12 protein-coding genes are annotated in these 17184 nt (G+C 46.4%); 9 read left to right on the top strand and 3 right to left on the bottom strand.

Annotated elements, in window-relative coordinates; all coding sequences use genetic code 11:
• Positions 1-517: 517 nt before the first annotated feature.
• The 6 genes from G470_RS0108265 to addA all read left to right on the top strand — a co-directional run bounded on the left by G470_RS0108265 (position 518) and on the right by addA (position 11942).
• Positions 518-1138, top strand: a complete 621-nt coding sequence (locus G470_RS0108265) for a 50S ribosomal protein L25 (protein WP_028274422.1) — start codon at positions 518-520, stop codon at positions 1136-1138.
• 112 nt (positions 1139-1250) lie between these two features.
• Positions 1251-1952 (top strand): tRNA (adenine(22)-N(1))-methyltransferase, encoded by a 702-nt coding sequence (locus G470_RS0108260; protein WP_028274421.1) that lies wholly within the window; start codon positions 1251-1253, stop codon positions 1950-1952.
• Positions 1949-3073: a Nif3-like dinuclear metal center hexameric protein gene (locus G470_RS0108255; RefSeq protein ID WP_028274420.1), complete on the top strand. Its 1125-nt coding sequence runs from the start codon at positions 1949-1951 to the stop codon at positions 3071-3073. The genes G470_RS0108260 and G470_RS0108255 overlap by 4 nt, the downstream gene beginning before the upstream one ends.
• Positions 3074-3118: 45 nt before the next feature.
• The gene (gene pepT, locus G470_RS0108250; protein WP_028274419.1) at positions 3119-4351 is read left to right on the top strand and encodes a peptidase T; all 1233 of its coding nucleotides are present in this window, start codon (positions 3119-3121) and stop codon (positions 4349-4351) included.
• Between the two features lie 170 nt (positions 4352-4521).
• The gene (gene addB / locus G470_RS0108245) at positions 4522-8154 is read left to right on the top strand and encodes a helicase-exonuclease AddAB subunit AddB (RefSeq protein ID WP_028274418.1); all 3633 of its coding nucleotides are present in this window, start codon (positions 4522-4524) and stop codon (positions 8152-8154) included.
• Positions 8151-11942 carry a helicase-exonuclease AddAB subunit AddA gene (addA, locus tag G470_RS0108240; RefSeq protein WP_028274417.1) on the top strand — a complete coding sequence of 1264 codons (3792 nt, stop codon included), beginning with the start codon at positions 8151-8153 and terminating at the stop codon, positions 11940-11942. Before addB ends, addA begins: the two co-directional genes overlap by 4 nt.
• A gap of 61 nt (positions 11943-12003) precedes the next feature.
• Here the strand turns inward: addA and G470_RS0108235 are convergent, their stop codons facing one another.
• The 3 genes from G470_RS0108235 to G470_RS0108225 are packed head-to-tail and all read right to left on the bottom strand — an operon-like array spanning position 12004 to position 14708.
• Positions 12004-13218 carry a putative glycoside hydrolase gene (locus G470_RS0108235; RefSeq protein ID WP_028274416.1) on the bottom strand — a complete coding sequence of 405 codons (1215 nt, stop codon included), beginning with the start codon at positions 13216-13218 and terminating at the stop codon, positions 12004-12006.
• Entirely contained in the window at positions 13215-14051 is an 837-nt protein-coding gene (locus tag G470_RS0108230) for a polysaccharide deacetylase family protein (RefSeq protein ID WP_028274415.1), read from the bottom strand. The genes G470_RS0108235 and G470_RS0108230 overlap by 4 nt, the downstream gene beginning before the upstream one ends.
• Positions 14052-14066: 15 nt before the next feature.
• Complete coding sequence (locus G470_RS0108225; RefSeq protein WP_028274414.1) at positions 14067-14708, bottom strand: YkyA family protein; 642 nt, start codon at positions 14706-14708, stop codon at positions 14067-14069.
• A gap of 229 nt (positions 14709-14937) precedes the next feature.
• Here G470_RS0108225 and lspA point away from each other — a divergent pair, with 229 nt between their 5' ends.
• From lspA to pyrR, 3 genes are read left to right on the top strand one after another with little or no spacing between them, the layout of a single operon-like run.
• Complete coding sequence (gene lspA, locus G470_RS0108220; RefSeq protein ID WP_028274413.1) at positions 14938-15411, top strand: signal peptidase II; 474 nt, start codon at positions 14938-14940, stop codon at positions 15409-15411.
• Between the two features lie 10 nt (positions 15412-15421).
• Positions 15422-16336, top strand: coding sequence for an RluA family pseudouridine synthase (locus G470_RS0108215; protein WP_028274412.1), 915 nt, complete (start codon positions 15422-15424; stop codon positions 16334-16336).
• A 20-nt stretch (positions 16337-16356) separates the two neighbouring features.
• Positions 16357-16902 carry a bifunctional pyr operon transcriptional regulator/uracil phosphoribosyltransferase PyrR gene (gene pyrR / locus G470_RS0108210; protein ID WP_028274411.1) on the top strand — a complete coding sequence of 182 codons (546 nt, stop codon included), beginning with the start codon at positions 16357-16359 and terminating at the stop codon, positions 16900-16902.
• Positions 16903-17184 lie beyond the last annotated feature (282 nt).

The raw sequence follows: 17184 nt of genomic DNA, 5'->3' as shown, positions 1-17184 counted from the left end.
ATTTTTCACCCCGCAGGTCGGGCACCCGTTAGGGTGATAGGTCAACGTTCCGTGGAGGACTATGTGCTCTACACCGCGTTTCTTGTGATATGTGACTGTCTGATTGTCTAACTGAATGTTTTCCTCTTTCATTCCAAGTAATTCTTTTGTAAAATGAAGTTGGGTCATGTGAATCCTCCTATCGTTTTGTAAGGTAACTTAATTATAGGGGTTCACTGACCTTTTTGCATTTTAAATACAAAAAAGGTATCAGCGAATCATTTTGATTCACCAACACCAAATATTATAGAACCCGATTGAGAGGACTGTTGGTATTTGGTGTTTTTTGTTTTTGGTCAACAAATTGATTTCGTATTCTTGCCATGAGAGACGAAAAGTGATTGTATTCACAAAAGAACCCCTTCTTACTGGCACTTTCTTCAAATGTCTGTTACACTTAATTAGTAAGCACTTAAATTTCCTTTTATATAGGGAAAGTAAGTGCCTTCATCAATTAAATTTTGGAAGGTGACTGAATATGAAGATACAAGCACAAAAACGGACAAAGACCGGAACAAATGCTTCAAAACAAGCACGACATGAAGGTAAAATGCCAGCAGCTATCTTTGGTAAAGACGTTGATACCATTCCAGTACTAGTGAATCAAAAAGACTTTGAAGACGTGTTGAGAGAAGTAGGTTCCAACGGCGTCTTTGATGTAGAAGTTGAAGGCGGAGAAACATACCAAGTCTTCGTAAAAGAAAAAGCAGAAGCAGCGTTGAAACCATATGCGTACCACGCAGACCTGCTTGCCTTTAAGAAAGGCGAAAAAGTGGCCATGACCATTCCTGTAGTGTTGTCTGGGGAAGAAGAAATCGACGAAGGTGTCGTCAACCAATCGTTGACTGAATTGGAAATCGAAATCGCTCCGGCAGAAGCACCTGCAGAAATCGTCGTTGACGTCAGCAACTTGGTCATCGGTGATTCGCTCACCGTTGCAAATGTTGAAGTTCCAAGCGGAGCAGAAGTCCTGACAGAAGCGGAGTACACTGTTGTATCCATTGTACCGCCATCTGAAGAAGAACCTGTCAGCGCGGAAACTGAAGGCACTACAGACATGCCTCAGCCTGAAGTCATTGGAGACACAGAAGAAGAATAAGAAAATACAACCTTCAACAGCTTGTGGCGGGGATGCCGACTTTGCCCTGTCACAGGCTGTTTCTCTTCTTGAGTGAATGAAAGGCATATTTTAATACAAAGGATTGAAACAGATGGAAGAAGGAAAATTATCTAAACGACTAAGCAGAGTTGCCCAGTATATTCGAAAAGGAGACCGGTTGGCAGACATCGGATCCGATCATGCGTATCTGCCCAGTGCCTTGGTAGAGGAAGGAGTCGTTTCGTTTGCGGTAGCAGGGGAAGTTGTTCCCGGGCCTTTGGAACGAGCTCGACGCCAAGTAAGGCTTCAGGGATTGGAAGACTCCATTGATGTCCGGCACGGAAATGGATTGGAAGTTGTGAGCCCTGAAGACGAGATCACCGCTGTCTCTATATGCGGTATGGGCGGTGTCTTAATCACAGATATATTGGAAAGAGGGAGAGAAGAAGGACGATTGACCGGCCGCGAACGATTAATTTTACAGCCTAATGTGGGAGAATACAACGTTCGCAAATGGCTCTTGGCGAACAGCTACACCATCGTTGCGGAAGAATTGGTCGAAGAAAACGATAAGATGTATGAAATTATTGTGGCCGAAAAGAGCGAAACTCCTCCTTCTTATACCGAAAAAGAATTGAAATACGGAGTGTACCTTCCAACAGAACATACGGTGTTATTTAAAAAGAAATGGACCCACGAACTTGAAAAGTCCACTTTTATTCTTGAACAACTCGCTCAATCCAACTCTCCTCAAGAAGAGAAAATCAATGAATTGAAACGCCACATTGAGGAAACGAAAGGGATGATTTCATGACTGTTTTGACTGGAGAAGCATTTATCCAGAGATTTGAAACGTTCGCTCCTCCTTACTTAGCGATGGGTAACGACCCGATTGGGCTTGCAGTAGGGACAGCAAAACAGCCGGTCCAGCGCATGCTCGTCACTTTGGATGTTCGGCCTGAAACGGTGGAAGAGGCGATTGAAAAAAAGGTTGATTTCATTTTTGCCCACCATCCACCGATATTCCGTCCGGCAAAAAACTTGATGACGGACGATCCTCAAATACAGATGTACGCCGATTTGTTGAAACATGATATCACAGTTTATTCCGCACACACCAACTTGGATGTGGCGGAAGACGGGATGAACGATTGGCTGGCAGAAGCCATCGGATTGGAACAAACGGAAGTGCTCACTCCTACGTATACGGAAGCGTACAAAAAGCTCGCTGTTTTCGTACCGGTGACCAGTCAAGAAACGGTCCGACGTGCCCTTCATGATGCGGGAGCAGGGGAAGTCGGCGATTATAAAGATGTGTCTTATACACTGGAAGGTTTAGGCCGGTTCACCCCCCAAGAAGGGGCGCATCCGTCAGAAGGGGAAGTTGGCAAACCGGAGTCGGTGGAAGAAGTCAAAATTGAAATGATTCTCCCTGAACATAAGGTGCCGCATGTGGTAGACGCATTGAAAGAGGCACACCCTTATGAAGAACCGGTGTTTGATTTATACACAATTGATCATTACCAAAAACAATACGGTGTGGGACGCATCGGAAATCTGACAGAACCGATGCCTTTCCAAGTTTTTCTAGAAAAAGTGAAACAAGTATTTGATGTGGATGGTCTGCGTTACATCGGTGAAGAAGAGGATCGTATGATTCGCCGAGTGGCTGTTTTAGGCGGCGACGGCGGCAAGTATTATACAGACGCTCTAAAAAAAGGGGCGGACGCCTATATCACCGGGGATGTTTATTACCACACCGCCCATGACATGCAGACGGCCGGACTGACTGTGGTCGATCCAGGACACCACATTGAAAGCATCTGCAAAGAACCTTTGACCCGCTTGTTCACCCAATGGGCGAAAGAAGAAGAATGGGACGTGGAAATCTTGCCTTCTGAAGTATCCACTGAACCGTTCCGTTTCTTTTCCTGAACCAATCACACACATAAAAACTGCTGAAGAGAGAGGAAAATTGCCATGTACGAAAATTTAGTCCCGCGTTTTATCCGCTACGTTCAAACAGAAACTCGTTCCGACGAGACAAGCACCACCATCCCAACCACTCAAAGCCAGGTGGATTTTGCAAAAATGCTGATGAATGAATTGACCGAAATGGGCTTGGAAGAAGTGGAATACAACACCAACAATGGCTACGTCACAGCCACACTTCCATCAAACATCGATAAAGAGGTACCGGCAATCGGTTTTATCGCTCACATGGACACGGCCGACTTCAACGCGGAGAATGTGCAGCCGCAAATCCATGAAAACTATGATGGTTCAGCAATCGTCTTAAACGAAGAAGAAAACATCATTCTTTCTCCTGCCGACTTCCCGAACCTGAAAAAGTACGTCGGTCAAACCTTGATTACAACCGACGGCACCACACTACTTGGATCGGATGACAAGTCAGGAATCGCAGAGATTATGACCGCTTTGGAAATCATGTTGAACGATCCTTCCATCAAGCACGGGAAAATCCGTGTCGGTTTTGGACCGGATGAAGAAATTGGAATCGGAGCAGACCGCTTTGATGTCCAACATTTTGCAACTGACTTCGCCTACACGGTGGATGGTGGACCGGTAGGCGAATTGGAGTATGAAAGCTTCAACGCAGCATCCGCCCGCTTGAAAATTCAAGGAAAAAACGTCCACCCGGGAACAGCGAAAGATCAAATGGTCAATGCCTTGAAGCTGGCGCTTGCCTTTGATCGAAAGCTTCCAGAGCTGGACGCTCCGGAACACACTGAAGGACGGGAAGGGTTCTACCATCTTCATGGACTGAGAGGCACGGAAGAAGCAGCGGAAATGGAATACATCATCCGCGACCACGACCGTACCTTGTTTGAACACCGCAAAGAGACGATGCAGCGTATCACGGACGCGATGAACAAAGAATTGGGCATGGAGCGGATTCACCTTACTCTGAAAGACCAGTACTACAACATGCGTGAAGTCATTGAAAAAGACATGCGCCCGGTGGAAGTCGCGAAAAAAGCGATGGAAAACTTGAATATCGAACCGATCATCAAACCGATCCGCGGCGGAACAGACGGGTCGAAAATTTCCTTCATGGGATTGCCGACACCAAACATTTTTGCAGGCGGCGAAAACTTCCACGGCCGCTATGAATTTGTTTCCGTGGAAAGTATGCAAAGAGCAACCGATGTGATAGTAGAAATCGCCCGCTTGACAGCAGAAAAAAATTAAACTATTTCATTTACCCCCTTTGAGCTGGCTCTTGCCGCTTCAAAGGGGATTTTTGTTTGAAAAGGTTCTTTATGCGAAAGTTTGTTCCCTTATTTGGAGGAAATGGGTTTCGAATGCCTGGAGATATGGTAAAATAAGACACAGAAGCCTGAAAGGAAGGAGCACGGACTATGAGCTTACAATTTGTCCTTGGACGAGTGAATACGCCGAAAAGAGAAACTTTATTGGACGAAGTGGCTGAGATTTTGCACAACGATCCGGACAGCAATATTTTTTACTTGGTCCCGGACCATATCAAATTCGAATCTGAGATGAACGTGTTGGATTATTTGCACAAACACCCTTATTTCAACGACCGTGAATTCATGGGCATGATTCAATTGCAAGTCTTCAGTTTCAGCCGATTGGCATGGTACTTTTTACAAAACTCCGCTGTTTTTAATCATCCGCAGTTGACGGAGACGGGATTGACCATGTTGGTCCGCCGTATTTTAGCGGACATCGAAGAGGAGTTGACGATCTATCGTGGAGAAAGTCACAACAGTGGATTTGTCGCAAAAATCACCGAATTACTGATGGAACTGCGGAGCGGGCAGATTGATTGGGAAGATTTGTCTCACTTGGACAACCAACTCGAAGCCTCGCCCAGAGAAGAAAATCTGCGCCTGAAAATCCAGGACATTCAATTGATTTACCAAGCTTTCATGGATGCATTGATTGGCAAATACATTGAACGAGAAGACATCATGGAGGCATTGATCAATAAAGTCAATCAAAACGACATGTCACACACGTATGTGTTTGTCGAGCATTTCCAACGATTCAATGCCCAGGAGCAGCAGCTGTTACTGGCATTGATGAAACAAACAAAAAAAGTGACGGTTGCGTTGACGCTGGATAAAAAGTACACGGATGCCAAACCCGAGTCGCATGAGTTGTTCTATACGACAGGGGACACGTATTACCGGCTCTACCAAGCAGCCAGAGAGAACGGTATCCCCGTCTTGTTCGATAAAGTGTTGACCGATATTCAAAGCGACCACTGCAGCGAACTAGACCAATTGGAACGATTCTGGGTGGAAACCAGCCAGTTCTCCAGCGTCTCCCAGAAAGGCTACCCGTTGAAAATGGGCGGATGCATTCAAATTTGGGAGGCGGAAAACAAGCAGGCGGAAGTCATGCACACTGCGACCGCCATACGGGATTTGATTGCGGACGGAAAGGCCCGTTTCAAAGACATTCTGGTCTTGGCTCGAAACATGGAAGAATATACGCCGATCATCCATTCGCTCTTTGAACGAAACGACATCCCTCTTTTTGTGGACCAGGCGGACACGATGTCCGGTCATCCCTTGGTGGAATTTATTCAAGCCCTGCTGTTGATCCGGAAACGGAACTGGCGGTATCCCGACATCATGCGGCTGCTCCGGACGGAACTGTTGGTTCCGCAGACCGAGCAAAATCCGCCTGCCGAACGGACGGAACGCATTGCATTTTACCAACGTCAGAATCAGGAATTTCGAAACCAGGTAGATGTGACAGAAAATGTGGTCCTCGCTTACGGGTACGAAGGAAACCAATGGACCCAAAGAGAGCCTTGGACCTACACAAGTTTTGAACTGGACGAGATGAGCGAGCAAACCGATGAAGACAAGCGCATAGAAGAAATTGCTAACCGTGTGAAAGAATACCTTTCGGGAACGTTGCGGACTTTTTACAATCAATTGGATCGCGCCAAAAGCAATGCGGAGGCGGCTCGTGTGTTGTATCAATTCCTTGAACGAAACGGCATCAATGACCAAATGTTGTTTTGGCGGGATCAAGCGATTGAAGAAGGCGACTTGGACTCAGCCAGGGAACACGAGCAAGTATGGCAGACGTTTATCCAGCTGTTGGATGAATTTGTCGACGTGTTGGGAGAAGAAGAATGGGACTTGGATCATTTCTTGACCATTTTGGAAACGGGGTTCGAAAATGCCACCTTCAGCATTGTTCCTCCAAGCATCGACCAAGTGATCTTTTCTAATTTTACGAGCGTTCGTTCCGGCACCTCGAAAGTGGTCTTTATACTGGGGATGACCGACACCCATTTGCCGTCTCGTATGGAGAACGACTCTATATTGACGGACGAAGACCGGGCCTTTTTCGATGCACAGTTGGACCCGGAAAAATATTTGCGTCCGGGAACCGATGCTCAGCTGGCTTCGGAACCGTTCACCGCTTACCTGGCATTCATGGCCGCATCTGAAAAACTTTACTTTTCTTATCCAAAGAAAAACGACAATAATGGAGATAACAACCTGTCTCCTTATATTCAACGTATTGCGGACGGCTTGAATGTGCCTATTCAGAAAAAAGCCGCAGACGTTATTTCGGTAAAGGATCCGACAGCCCAAGAAGTGTTTTCCTTTATCGGAGCCCCACAAGAAACCCTCAGCCAATTGATTCTCGTGATGCGGGAAGGCATCGATCAAAAACAGATGCCGCACGAATTTTGGCTGCAGCTTTACCAGTACTTCGCCTCCAAATACAAAGACAACTTCCTGTTCAATCGGATTTTGTACAGTTTAAGCCGAAAAAACATCCCTGTACGGTTGGAGCCGGAATTATCAGAACAATTGTATGGAAAAGAGCTCTATTTGTCTGTATCTCAGCTGGAAAGTTTTTACCTGGATCCGTACAGCCACTTCTTGGAATACGGGCTGCGACTGAAAGAACGACCGGAGCAGGAACTGACGCCCGCGGGTACGGGAAGCTTCTTCCACGACGCGTTGGATCAAATGTTCAAATCCTTAGTGGAACAAAATGTCCCACTGCGGGAGGTGGACCCGTCCAAAATCCAACAAATCACGGATCAAGTGCTGGAGTCTCTTTACAGCAAAGAAAAGTACAGCATTTTATCGGTATCGAATCGCATGCGGTTTATCCGCCAGCAGTTGGCACGCACCATCAAACAGATGGCTTGGGCGTTGACTCAGCAGAGTGGCCGCAGCGGCATGCAGACGCGAGAGTCAGAAGTGCTATTCGGCCGAATCGGTTCTCAAACCGGCATCCCGGGTCTTTCTTTCCCGCTTCAAAAAGGCGGCACGCTGCATGTCCGTGGAAAGATTGACCGCATTGACACCTTGGAGGTCGGAAACGATTTGTATCTGAGCGTTGTAGACTACAAGTCGGGGGATAAAAAGATCAACTTCACCGATTTCTTTTACGGATTGGCGATGCAGATGTTGACCTACCTGGAAACGGCATTGGTGCACTCCGACCAACTGCTTGGGAAGAAAGCTCAACCGGCCGGTGCCTTTTATTACCATATTCAAAATCCGTTTGTGCGTCCCGGCAAAGCCGTCGACGATGAAGCGCTCATCAAAGAGCTGCTGAAGAAATTCAAACTGGAAGGCATTCTGTTGAATGAAGAAGAACTGGTGGGCCGGTTGGATCATTCATTGGAGGAAAAAGAAGATTCCTTGGTTTACCCTTTGTACAAAAACAAAGACGGCATCATCACGTCCAAAAAGTTCCTGACAAAAGAACAATTAAATCTTCTGCTGGAATACAACAAGAAGAAAATCATTGAAGCCGGGAACCGTATTTTGCGCGGCGAAACGACCTTGGAACCCTTCAACGAGAAAAAACAGTTCACCCCTTCGGTAGGGGGGCCGTACCGGGCGATTTCGCAATTTGATGTGCTGCTTCCAGAGAATAACTACCGCACGATGAAGAAGATGGATATGAATGAAGTGTTCGATAAACTGAAAGAAGAAGTAGAAACAGAACAAACAGATGAGGAGGAAGATGAGGAATGAGACAACCACTGCCAATCAAACCTCCAGGCAGTCGTTTCACCGACAGCCAATGGCAATCAATCCATGATGGAGGAGAAAACCTCCTTGTCTCCGCATCAGCCGGATCAGGAAAAACAACGGTGTTGGTCGAGAGGGTTATTGAAAAAATCAAGGCCGGAGTCAGCATCGATGAATTGCTCGTTGTGACGTACACAAATGCCGCTGCACGGGAAATGAAAGAACGGATTCAAACAGCCATTCAAAAAAGCATCAACAACGAACCCGAAAGCGACCAGCGCCGTCATTTAGTGCGGCAGCTGCCGTTGTTGGGACACGCAGACATCAGCACGCTGCATTCGTTTTGCTTGAAGGTCATCCGCCGCTTCTACTATTTGATTGACTTAGATCCGGTGTTCCGGCTGTTGGCTGATGAGACGGAAGTGCTGCTGATTAAAGAAGAAGTGTGGGATGAAGTCAGGGAAGAACTATACGGGGAAGAAGGCACGCTGTTCAAAAAACTGGCTGCCACCTATTCCAATGACCGGAATGACGATCGGTTGTCTGAAATGATTTTTTCTCTGCATGAATTCTCGCGCGCCAATCCCGACCCTGATCGTTGGCTGGACTCTTTGGCATCTTTGTATCAAGTGAAAGACAATACGCTCGCTTCCAGCCCGTTGTACGAGAAATTGATCCGTCCTCAGTTGCTGCAGATTTTGGATACATGTATTGAATTGGTCGACACCGCTCATAAAATGGGCGAAGGAGAAGAAGAACTTGACAAGCTGAACAAACTGTTGGAGGAAGAGCGGGCAGCTTATCAGTCCATCCGGGACGCCGTTTCGCACAATCAATTGGAAAGCGCGCACCGGCAAATCCAAGCGATGGCTTTCGCAAGATGGAGTGCGCCGAGAAAGAAAACCACCCCTGAAGAAGTAAAAGAAGCCGCGAAAGAAATGAAAGTCTTTCGTGACAAAGCCAGAGACGGACACAAACGGTTGCTGCAGGAATATTTCTTGGTTTCTCCTCAGCAACAGGTCGATATGATGGGAGAAGTGGGCGAACTGGTACAGGAGATGGCCCGGGTCACGAAGCGCTTCACCCAGGCGTATCAAGATTACAAACAATCACGGAAATTGCTGGACTTCAACGATTTGGAGCACTATACATTGCGGATTCTTGCCATCAATGAAGACGGACGGTGGCATGCAAGTGAAGCGTCCGATTTTTACAGGAGACAGTTCAACGAAGTGATGGTGGATGAGTACCAAGACATCAACCGGCTCCAGGAACAAATTTTACGGTGGTTGACACAGCCTCAGGACGACAAAGGAAACTTGTTTATGGTCGGAGACGTCAAACAGTCCATCTATGCTTTCCGTCTGGCAGACCCTGGTTTGTTTTTGGAGAAGTACGCACGCTATGCAGAAGGAGACGGTGGACAGCGGATTGTGCTGTCTGAGAATTTCCGTTCCCGGAAAGAAGTGCTGGACTTTACCAACCTTATTTTCCGGCAGTTGATGGACAAAGAAGTGGGGCAGCTGGCATACGACGAAGCTGCAAAATTGGTTCTCGGGTTCCAGAACTTTCCTGACGAACCAGGCTATGAAACAGAAGTGTTGATTTTCGAAAAAGAAGAAGAGGACACGGAAGAAAACGAAGAAGAGTTGTCTTCGGATTTTCAAATTGATTCCAAAACAAAAGGCGAACTCACCATGACGGCTGAGAAAATTTTGGAATTGCGCCAAAACGGGTTTCAGGTGTACGACAAAAAAGCAGATGAAAAAAGGCCGATCAAGTACAGCGATATCGTATTGTTGACACCGACAAAGAAAAACAATCTGGCCATCCAAGATATCTTCAGCCAGCTAGGTATTCCGACATCTGTAAAAGACACACAAAATTACTTCCAGACCACAGAAGTAACCATCGTGATGTCCCTTCTGAAAGTGATCGATAACCCTCACCAAGACATCCCTTTGGCGGCCGTGTTGCGTTCGCCGATAGTGGGACTGGATGAAAACGACTTGGCGGCCATTCGGATTGCCAATAAAACATCCGATTTTTACGATGCGTTGATCACGTATTGGAGAGGTTACTTGAAAACCGAATCGACCATCGTGAGAGAACAGCGTCTGTTCAACAAAGTGGACCACTTTTTACAGCAATTGGAACGATGGCGCGAGCAGGCGAGAAGAATGAGACTGGTCGATTTGATTTGGCTGATTTACCGCGAAACCGGAATTATGGAGTATGTCAGCGGCATGAGTTCCGGAAAGCAGCGAAAAGCCAACTTGCACGCTTTGTACGAGCGTGCAGCAAATTACGAAAAAACAACGTTCAAAGGGTTGTTCCAATTCATCCGATTTATTGAACGCATGCAGAAAAAAGACAAAGACTTGGCGGAACCTGCAGGGATGGCAGAATGGGAAGACGCCGTCCGCGTCATGACGATTCATGCCAGCAAAGGCTTGGAATTTCCGGTGGTCTTTGTTATGGACATGAGCAAGCAGTTCAACCAACAAAATTTGAGACAACCGTATATATTGGATGAAAATTACGGTGTTGGGGCGGAGTACAAAAACCTCGACAAACGCCTTTCTGTCCCTACCTTGCCGCAACAGGCACTGAAAACAGAAAAGAAAAACAAATTGCTTTCTGAAGAGATGCGAGTGCTGTACGTGGCGCTCACCCGAGCCGAACAAAAGCTTTTCTTGGTCGGCAGCTATAAGAATCAAGACGAAGCATGGCAGAGATGGGGACTCGTCTCCGGTCATCAGCCGACGATTCTGCCCGGAGACTTGAGGTTGAATGCCCGGAGCATGATGGATTGGATCGGTATGAGCTTAGTGCGGCATCCGGACAGCGGACAAACGCAGTTTCCTGACAGTCATAATTCCGAAGTCAAGAACCATGCTGCACGTTTTTCCATTCACTTCATAACGAAAAAAGAAGTGGAAGAAACAGCAATCAAACTCCGTTCACTTGAAGGAGAAGAATGGTATGAGGAATTTCGGACTAAACAGACCCCGTTGAAAACCAACCAAGAAACCATCGATGCTGTCAAGAAAGCCATTGAGAAGATGAATATCCAGTATACGTACCAAGCGGCGACACAAACGACCAGTTACCAATCCGTTTCAGAAATCAAACGCTTGTTTGAAGACCCGGATGAAAACAATTTGGTCAAATTGGACGTCACGACTCCCAGGGGCCAGAACCGGTATGTGCAAGACGAACTGGAACGCCCGTCTTTCATCAGCGAGTTAACAGTTCCAACTCCGGCTGAAATCGGGATGGCCGCTCACCTTATCCTGCAGTCACTGGATTTGTCGGAAAAACCGAACTCCGCTTCGTTGGACGCACTAGTCCAGCAAATGGTGGAAGAGGGGACACTGAAGGAAGACGTCGCTTCCCGTGTGGATAAGGATAAACTTCTCCGCTTCTTCAATACCGATCTGGCGGAACGGATCATTCAAAACGTTCAATCCGTCCAACGGGAAGTTCCATTTTCTTTGATGATGAATGCTTCGTTGATATTCGAAGGAATGGAATCGGAGGGAGACGACAAGATCTTGATTCACGGGATTGTGGATGGATATATTGAAGAGGAAGACGGTTTGGTCCTGTTTGATTACAAAACCGACCGAGTGGAAAGATTTGGGGAACGAGCCGCAGAGGTCATGCTGGACAAATACAGGGGACAAGTGAATTTGTATCGAGCAGCATTGGAGAATATCCTGGCCAAACCGGTCAAAGAAAGTTACCTTGTTTTGTTGGACACCACCCAAATTGTACCTGTGCAATAATATTCCAGGCGCAAAAGAACCACTCCTTTTTACGTAAGGAGTGGTTCTTTTTTTGAGAAGACTAATCGTTTGGCGTGTAATCCACACCGGTTGTGTAGGTGTTGGCTGCATCCCATAGGAGGAATTCATTTACGCCATTGTCATTCAATGCTTTGATTTGTGCTTCAACAGCTGCGGCATCGTAAACCATATAATTTCCCGCGCCTAAGTAGGAAGCGGTAAAGTCTTGAAGCCATGGACGGGAAGTTGGAGGTTTTTCCAAATTTGCGAGCACTTCATTTTCAACTTTCATGTACTCATCGACCAGACGGTAAGGTTCCAAATCTGGTTTTGGAATGTCGAAATAGCCGTTCCCCCAATGGCTTGGGTAAATCATCGAAGAAATCACATCCACATTCTCAGAGATTTTTGAGAAGTTTTGGCCGATACCGGGAGCTTCCGGAAGGGTGGCGGAATAGCCGAAAATGTCAACAGATACGTCCACGCCATACGGTTGCAATTCCTGTCGGGCGTAAGCCACAAAATCCGTCACGGCTTGTACCCGCTGCTGGACATCGTCTAAATCACCCGTTTCATAGTCTCCACGGGTATAGTTGAGCGTTTTGGAATGGTGTTCAAAGCCTTCCGGGAAGCGGACATAATCGAATTGAATCTCTTTGAATCCCATTTTGGCGGCTTGTTTTGCGATGTCGACGTTGTATTCCCAAACCTCTTTGGAGAATGGATTGACAAAATTTTCACCGCGTCCATTTGCCCAGACACTTCCGTCATCATGGGTAAACGACAACTCAGGCCGTTCCTGTGCCAATCGGGAATCTTTGAAGACAACCACGCGGGCGATCGGATAAATTTGATTTTCTTCGAGTGTCGCCATCATTTCTTCCGGCTCAACATAATTTTTGGTGTATTTTTGGACAACTTCGTTCTCGGATTGCAACTCCATCGTCAAATCTCCGAAGTCGTCTTTCACGTCGATGACCATAGCATTCAAGTCTGTGTTATTCGTCAATTCAACCAACTGTTCCATACGTCCGCCACCGGCTGAATTCCCGGTCACATAAATTCCTTTGACGCCGTCTTCCGGATAAGCAATCTCGACTCCGCTGTCGTAGACGAACTGTTTTGGAAACTCTTCAGGGATCGATAAAATAGGTTCGGTGTTCACTTGCAGCAAGTTCGTTTCTGGTGTTTCTTCTGCAGACACTGAGACCGGAGAAAGGCTGAGAGCGCCCACTGCAACGGTCAAGCCGGCAATCATTTTTCTGTTCACGTTCATTCAGCGGATACCTCTCTTTCGGGACTGTAAATTAGTTTTGGATCAATCAATGTATAGCCTTTTTCCTCCAAGCCTGTTGTGATGTCTGCCACGGCATCACGCGTCCACGTACGGTCGTGCATCAACAGATTGGCGCCGTCATTCAAGTAAGGCGTGTTGAGCATGATATCGGCCAATGCTTCGGGGTCCTGGTAATCCGGTTCCCAATCATAGCCGTATGTCCAATTCATCAAAACCATACCTTCTTCTTCGGCGATTTGACGGGAATAATCAGAATTCACTCCATGAGGGGCGCGGAAGAAACGTGGGCGGACACCAACGATTTCTTCCACCACATCATTGGTGCGAACAATTTCTTCATGTTGCTCTTCTTCGCTGATTTGTGTCAAGACAGGGTGGGTGTATGTATGATTCCCAATTTCAAATCCCATATCATAAATCGTTTGTAAATCTTCTTTTCCTTCTTCGGATTCCAAATACATGCCGTTAACGAAGAAGATGGCTGGGGCGCCAAGTTCGTGCAGCGTCTCGGCAATTTGAACAGCATTGCCGTCAGGGGCATCGTCAAAGGTCAAAAGGGCGACTTTGGTTTCGCCGTCTTCTTCTATCGGGTCGATGGTAAATGTCGCGGAGTTCACTTCATGCGTATACGCAACACGTTCTTCTTCGATAGTTTCTTCTTCCACAGCAGCGGTGGAGTCTTGTGTTGTGTCCACCATTACTTGAGAGGCAGTATCTGTTTCTTCAGTAGCGCCTAAAGAAGTTTCTCCCGCTTGGCATCCCGCCAGAATAAAGGTAGAGAAGAGGGCGGAAAATAATACGATTCGTTTCAAGCAAATGCTCCTTTCTTAATTAGAATTTGTTTGTTCCTTCAAAGTAAACATCAGAGCCGTATTGGCTTCTTGCAGATCACTCAACGTCTCATCCAAATTCAGCAGCTGTTGTTTGGATGTTTCGTCTTCATCGGAAATGGCCTCAATTCCATTGGCCATCGTTTCATAAGAAGCATCTTCGCCAGCCAAGGACTCAAAAAAGTGCGTTTGGTTTTCCAAAGCAGAAGCATAGTGGGCAGTAAAGTCTTGAAGCGATTCAGCGGCTTTTTCCAACGAAGCCACGACCGCGTTCAATTCCGCTTCTGGAAGTTCTTGGTTCTCTTCTTCCGTCAACGCACGATAGTGTTCACTCAAGTTATCGGATTGCTCTTCAATCGTTTGTAGTGTTTCTTTTCTTGTATCAATATTCGCAAACACCTCAGAAGAACCATCGCTTAAAGAACTCAAATCTTCGTCTTCAGCCAGTGTTGATTCGAAAGCCGGCTGCAGGTCTGTTTCCGTTTGAATCAACGTGTTGAGTTGGGATACGACCTCAGAAGTTTGTGTGTCAATGGATTCAGAGACAGCGGAGACTTGTTCCGCTCGATCAGCACATCCACCCAGCAGTAGCACTCCCGAGCCGATGCCTAATAATATGTAACGGGATGTTTCTCTCATGATTTTCTCCTTTATTAACAAATTGCTTAAATATAAGCTTTGTTTAGTATAACAAAATAAACCGGTACACTAAAACAAAACACACCTTTACAAGAAAAAATCTGTGGTGGGGCAGAAAAACGAAGGACAGCAGGAGAGAAAACTCTCTCTATGATTCTTTCAAGAATTACTGTAAAATATATAAGAGTACAATTATTGGATCGTTTGATTCTTTGTAGAGGAGTAACCTATGTTTAGTTATTATTTACTGGCCGCCGTTATTGTTTTAGTGGACCAACTCACTAAATATCTGACTGTTCAAAATATTGAACTACACGACATCATTCCTGTTGTTCCAGATATGTTTTCGTTGACGTACATCCAAAATACCGGCGCCGCCTGGAGCATTTTAGAAGGTCGGATGATCTTTTTTTATGTGGTGACGGTCATCGTTGTGGCAGGCATCATCTACAATTTGCATAAATATGGACACGAAAGCAAACTGTTTGCCGTCTCACTCGCTTTTGTTTTGGGAGGAGCTCTCGGAAACTTCATCGACCGCCTTGCTCATCAGTATGTTATCGACATGATTCGACTGGAATTCATTGACTTTCCAATCTTCAATATCGCCGACGCCGCCTTGACGGTGGGGGTTCTGTTGATGATTGTATACATTTTCTTCTTTGAAGAAGAAAAAACTCAAAAACAACCGAAAAAGGACTGAAGCTTAACCTATGAGTACCACTTATTATTTTACAATTGAAAACGAGACCGGACGGATCGACAAAGTCTTGACGGAGCTCATGCCGGAAGTGTCTCGTTCCCAAATACAACTTTGGATCAAAGAAGAGAATGTCACCGTGAATGACAAAGTCGTCAAACCTAACTATAAAGTGCAATCCCAAGACGAAATCGAAGTAGTGGAGCCCGATCCGGTTCCGTTGGACGCAGTTGCAGAAGACCTGCCTTTGGAAATTGTTTATGAGGACAGGGATGTTGCCGTCATAAACAAACCTCAAGGCATGGTGGTGCACCCTTCGTTTGGACACACAAGCGGTACATTGGTGAATGCATTGCTGCATCACATGGACGATTTGTCCGGCATCAACGGCACGATTCGCCCGGGAATCGTCCACCGGATTGACAAAGACACATCGGGACTGCTGATGATTGCCAAAAACGATTTTGCACATGAAAAATTGGCAGAACAATTGGCCAACAAAACGTCACGTAGAGAATACGTGGCTTTGGTTCATGGTGTGATTCCCCACAAACGAGGAACCATTGATGGACCAATCGGAAGAGACAAAACGGATCGGAAAAAATTCGCTGTGACAGAAGGAGGAAAACCGTCTGTCACTCATTTCACCGTGTTGGAGCGGTTCAAAGACTATACGTTGGTTTCTTTAGAATTGGAAACAGGACGTACACACCAAATCCGGGTACACATGAATTACATCGGACATCCCGTTGCCGAGGACCCGATGTACGGACCACGAAAAACGCTAAAAGGAAACGGGCAGTTCCTGCATGCCAAGTTATTGGGGTTCACTCATCCAAGAACCGGAGAGGAACTGGTTTTTGAAGCACCAATACCCGAAGTTTTCCAAAAACAATTGGATGAGTTAAGAGGAGTTTCCAATACGTAAAGATAGAAGGAGGAAAAAGAATGCACGAAGTGGAAGTTGTCGATTCTGCGGCGATGAAACGGGCATTGACACGTATCTCTTATGAGATCATCGAACGCAACAAAGGGGTTAAGGATGTGTTGCTTGTCGGTATCAAAACCCGTGGGGAATACATTGCCCAACGGATTGCGCAGCGCATTGAGGAAATCGAAGGAGAAAAAGTTGCTTACGGTACAGTGGACATCACGCTCTACCGCGATGACCGCCATGATTCCGGGGAGGCCTTCGAGCCTGAATTTAAAGGTGCAGACTTACCCGAAGAAGTTGAAAACAAAATTGTGATTTTGGTGGACGACGTCATCTATACAGGCCGGACTATCCGGGCAGCGATGGATGCGGTAATGGACGTCGGACGGCCAAAACGAATCATGGTTGCGGCTTTGGTGGACAGAGGCCACCGGGAACTGCCGATTCGCGCCGATTTTATCGGGAAGAACGTGCCCACTTCAAAAAAAGAACAAGTAAGAGTATCTGTTGCGGAGTTGGACAAAAAAGACTCCGTTTCAATTCTGCGGACAATCGAGTAGGAGATAAATGATTCATTCATTTATCGTCCTCTCACACCACCGTACGTACGGTTCCGTATACGGCGGTTCAATATCTTAAGTAAGCAGACTCTGCCAGGTCTCGTAGTGAAACTACGTTCCACCGGTAGAGTCTTTTCGTTGTAAGCACCCAATGAACTTCAGGTGTTTTTGACAGTCTCCAGTATTTCTTTCTAGAGTAACCAATGCGTTTAGCACTGTCCATATCTAGACCTAAACGCATTAATCTGCTAATCTTAGTACGTGGATTTTTCCATCTTTTTA

The organism is Atopococcus tabaci DSM 17538 (assembly GCF_000429585.1).
Lineage (GTDB): Bacteria > Bacillota > Bacilli > Lactobacillales > Carnobacteriaceae_A > Atopococcus > Atopococcus tabaci.
This window is presented reverse-complemented; position numbering and strand designations above follow the sequence as displayed.

Bases quoted from the DNA above. Each gene is read 5' to 3' on its own strand.
- G470_RS0108265 (WP_028274422.1), top strand. From the start codon at position 518: ATGAAGATACAAGCACAAAAACGGACAAAGACCGGAACAAATGCTTCA.
- addB (WP_028274418.1), top strand. From the start codon at position 4,522: ATGAGCTTACAATTTGTCCTTGGACGAGTGAATACGCCGAAAAGAGAA.
- G470_RS0108235 (WP_028274416.1), bottom strand. From the start codon at position 13,218: ATGAACGTGAACAGAAAAATGATTGCCGGCTTGACCGTTGCAGTGGGC.
- lspA (WP_028274413.1), top strand. From the start codon at position 14,938: ATGTTTAGTTATTATTTACTGGCCGCCGTTATTGTTTTAGTGGACCAA.
- G470_RS0108255 (WP_028274420.1), top strand. From the start codon at position 1,949: ATGACTGTTTTGACTGGAGAAGCATTTATCCAGAGATTTGAAACGTTC.
- pyrR (WP_028274411.1), top strand. From the start codon at position 16,357: ATGCACGAAGTGGAAGTTGTCGATTCTGCGGCGATGAAACGGGCATTG.
- G470_RS0108215 (WP_028274412.1), top strand. From the start codon at position 15,422: ATGAGTACCACTTATTATTTTACAATTGAAAACGAGACCGGACGGATC.
- addA (WP_028274417.1), top strand. From the start codon at position 8,151: ATGAGACAACCACTGCCAATCAAACCTCCAGGCAGTCGTTTCACCGAC.
- G470_RS0108260 (WP_028274421.1), top strand. From the start codon at position 1,251: ATGGAAGAAGGAAAATTATCTAAACGACTAAGCAGAGTTGCCCAGTAT.
- pepT (WP_028274419.1), top strand. From the start codon at position 3,119: ATGTACGAAAATTTAGTCCCGCGTTTTATCCGCTACGTTCAAACAGAA.
- G470_RS0108225 (WP_028274414.1), bottom strand. From the start codon at position 14,708: ATGAGAGAAACATCCCGTTACATATTATTAGGCATCGGCTCGGGAGTG.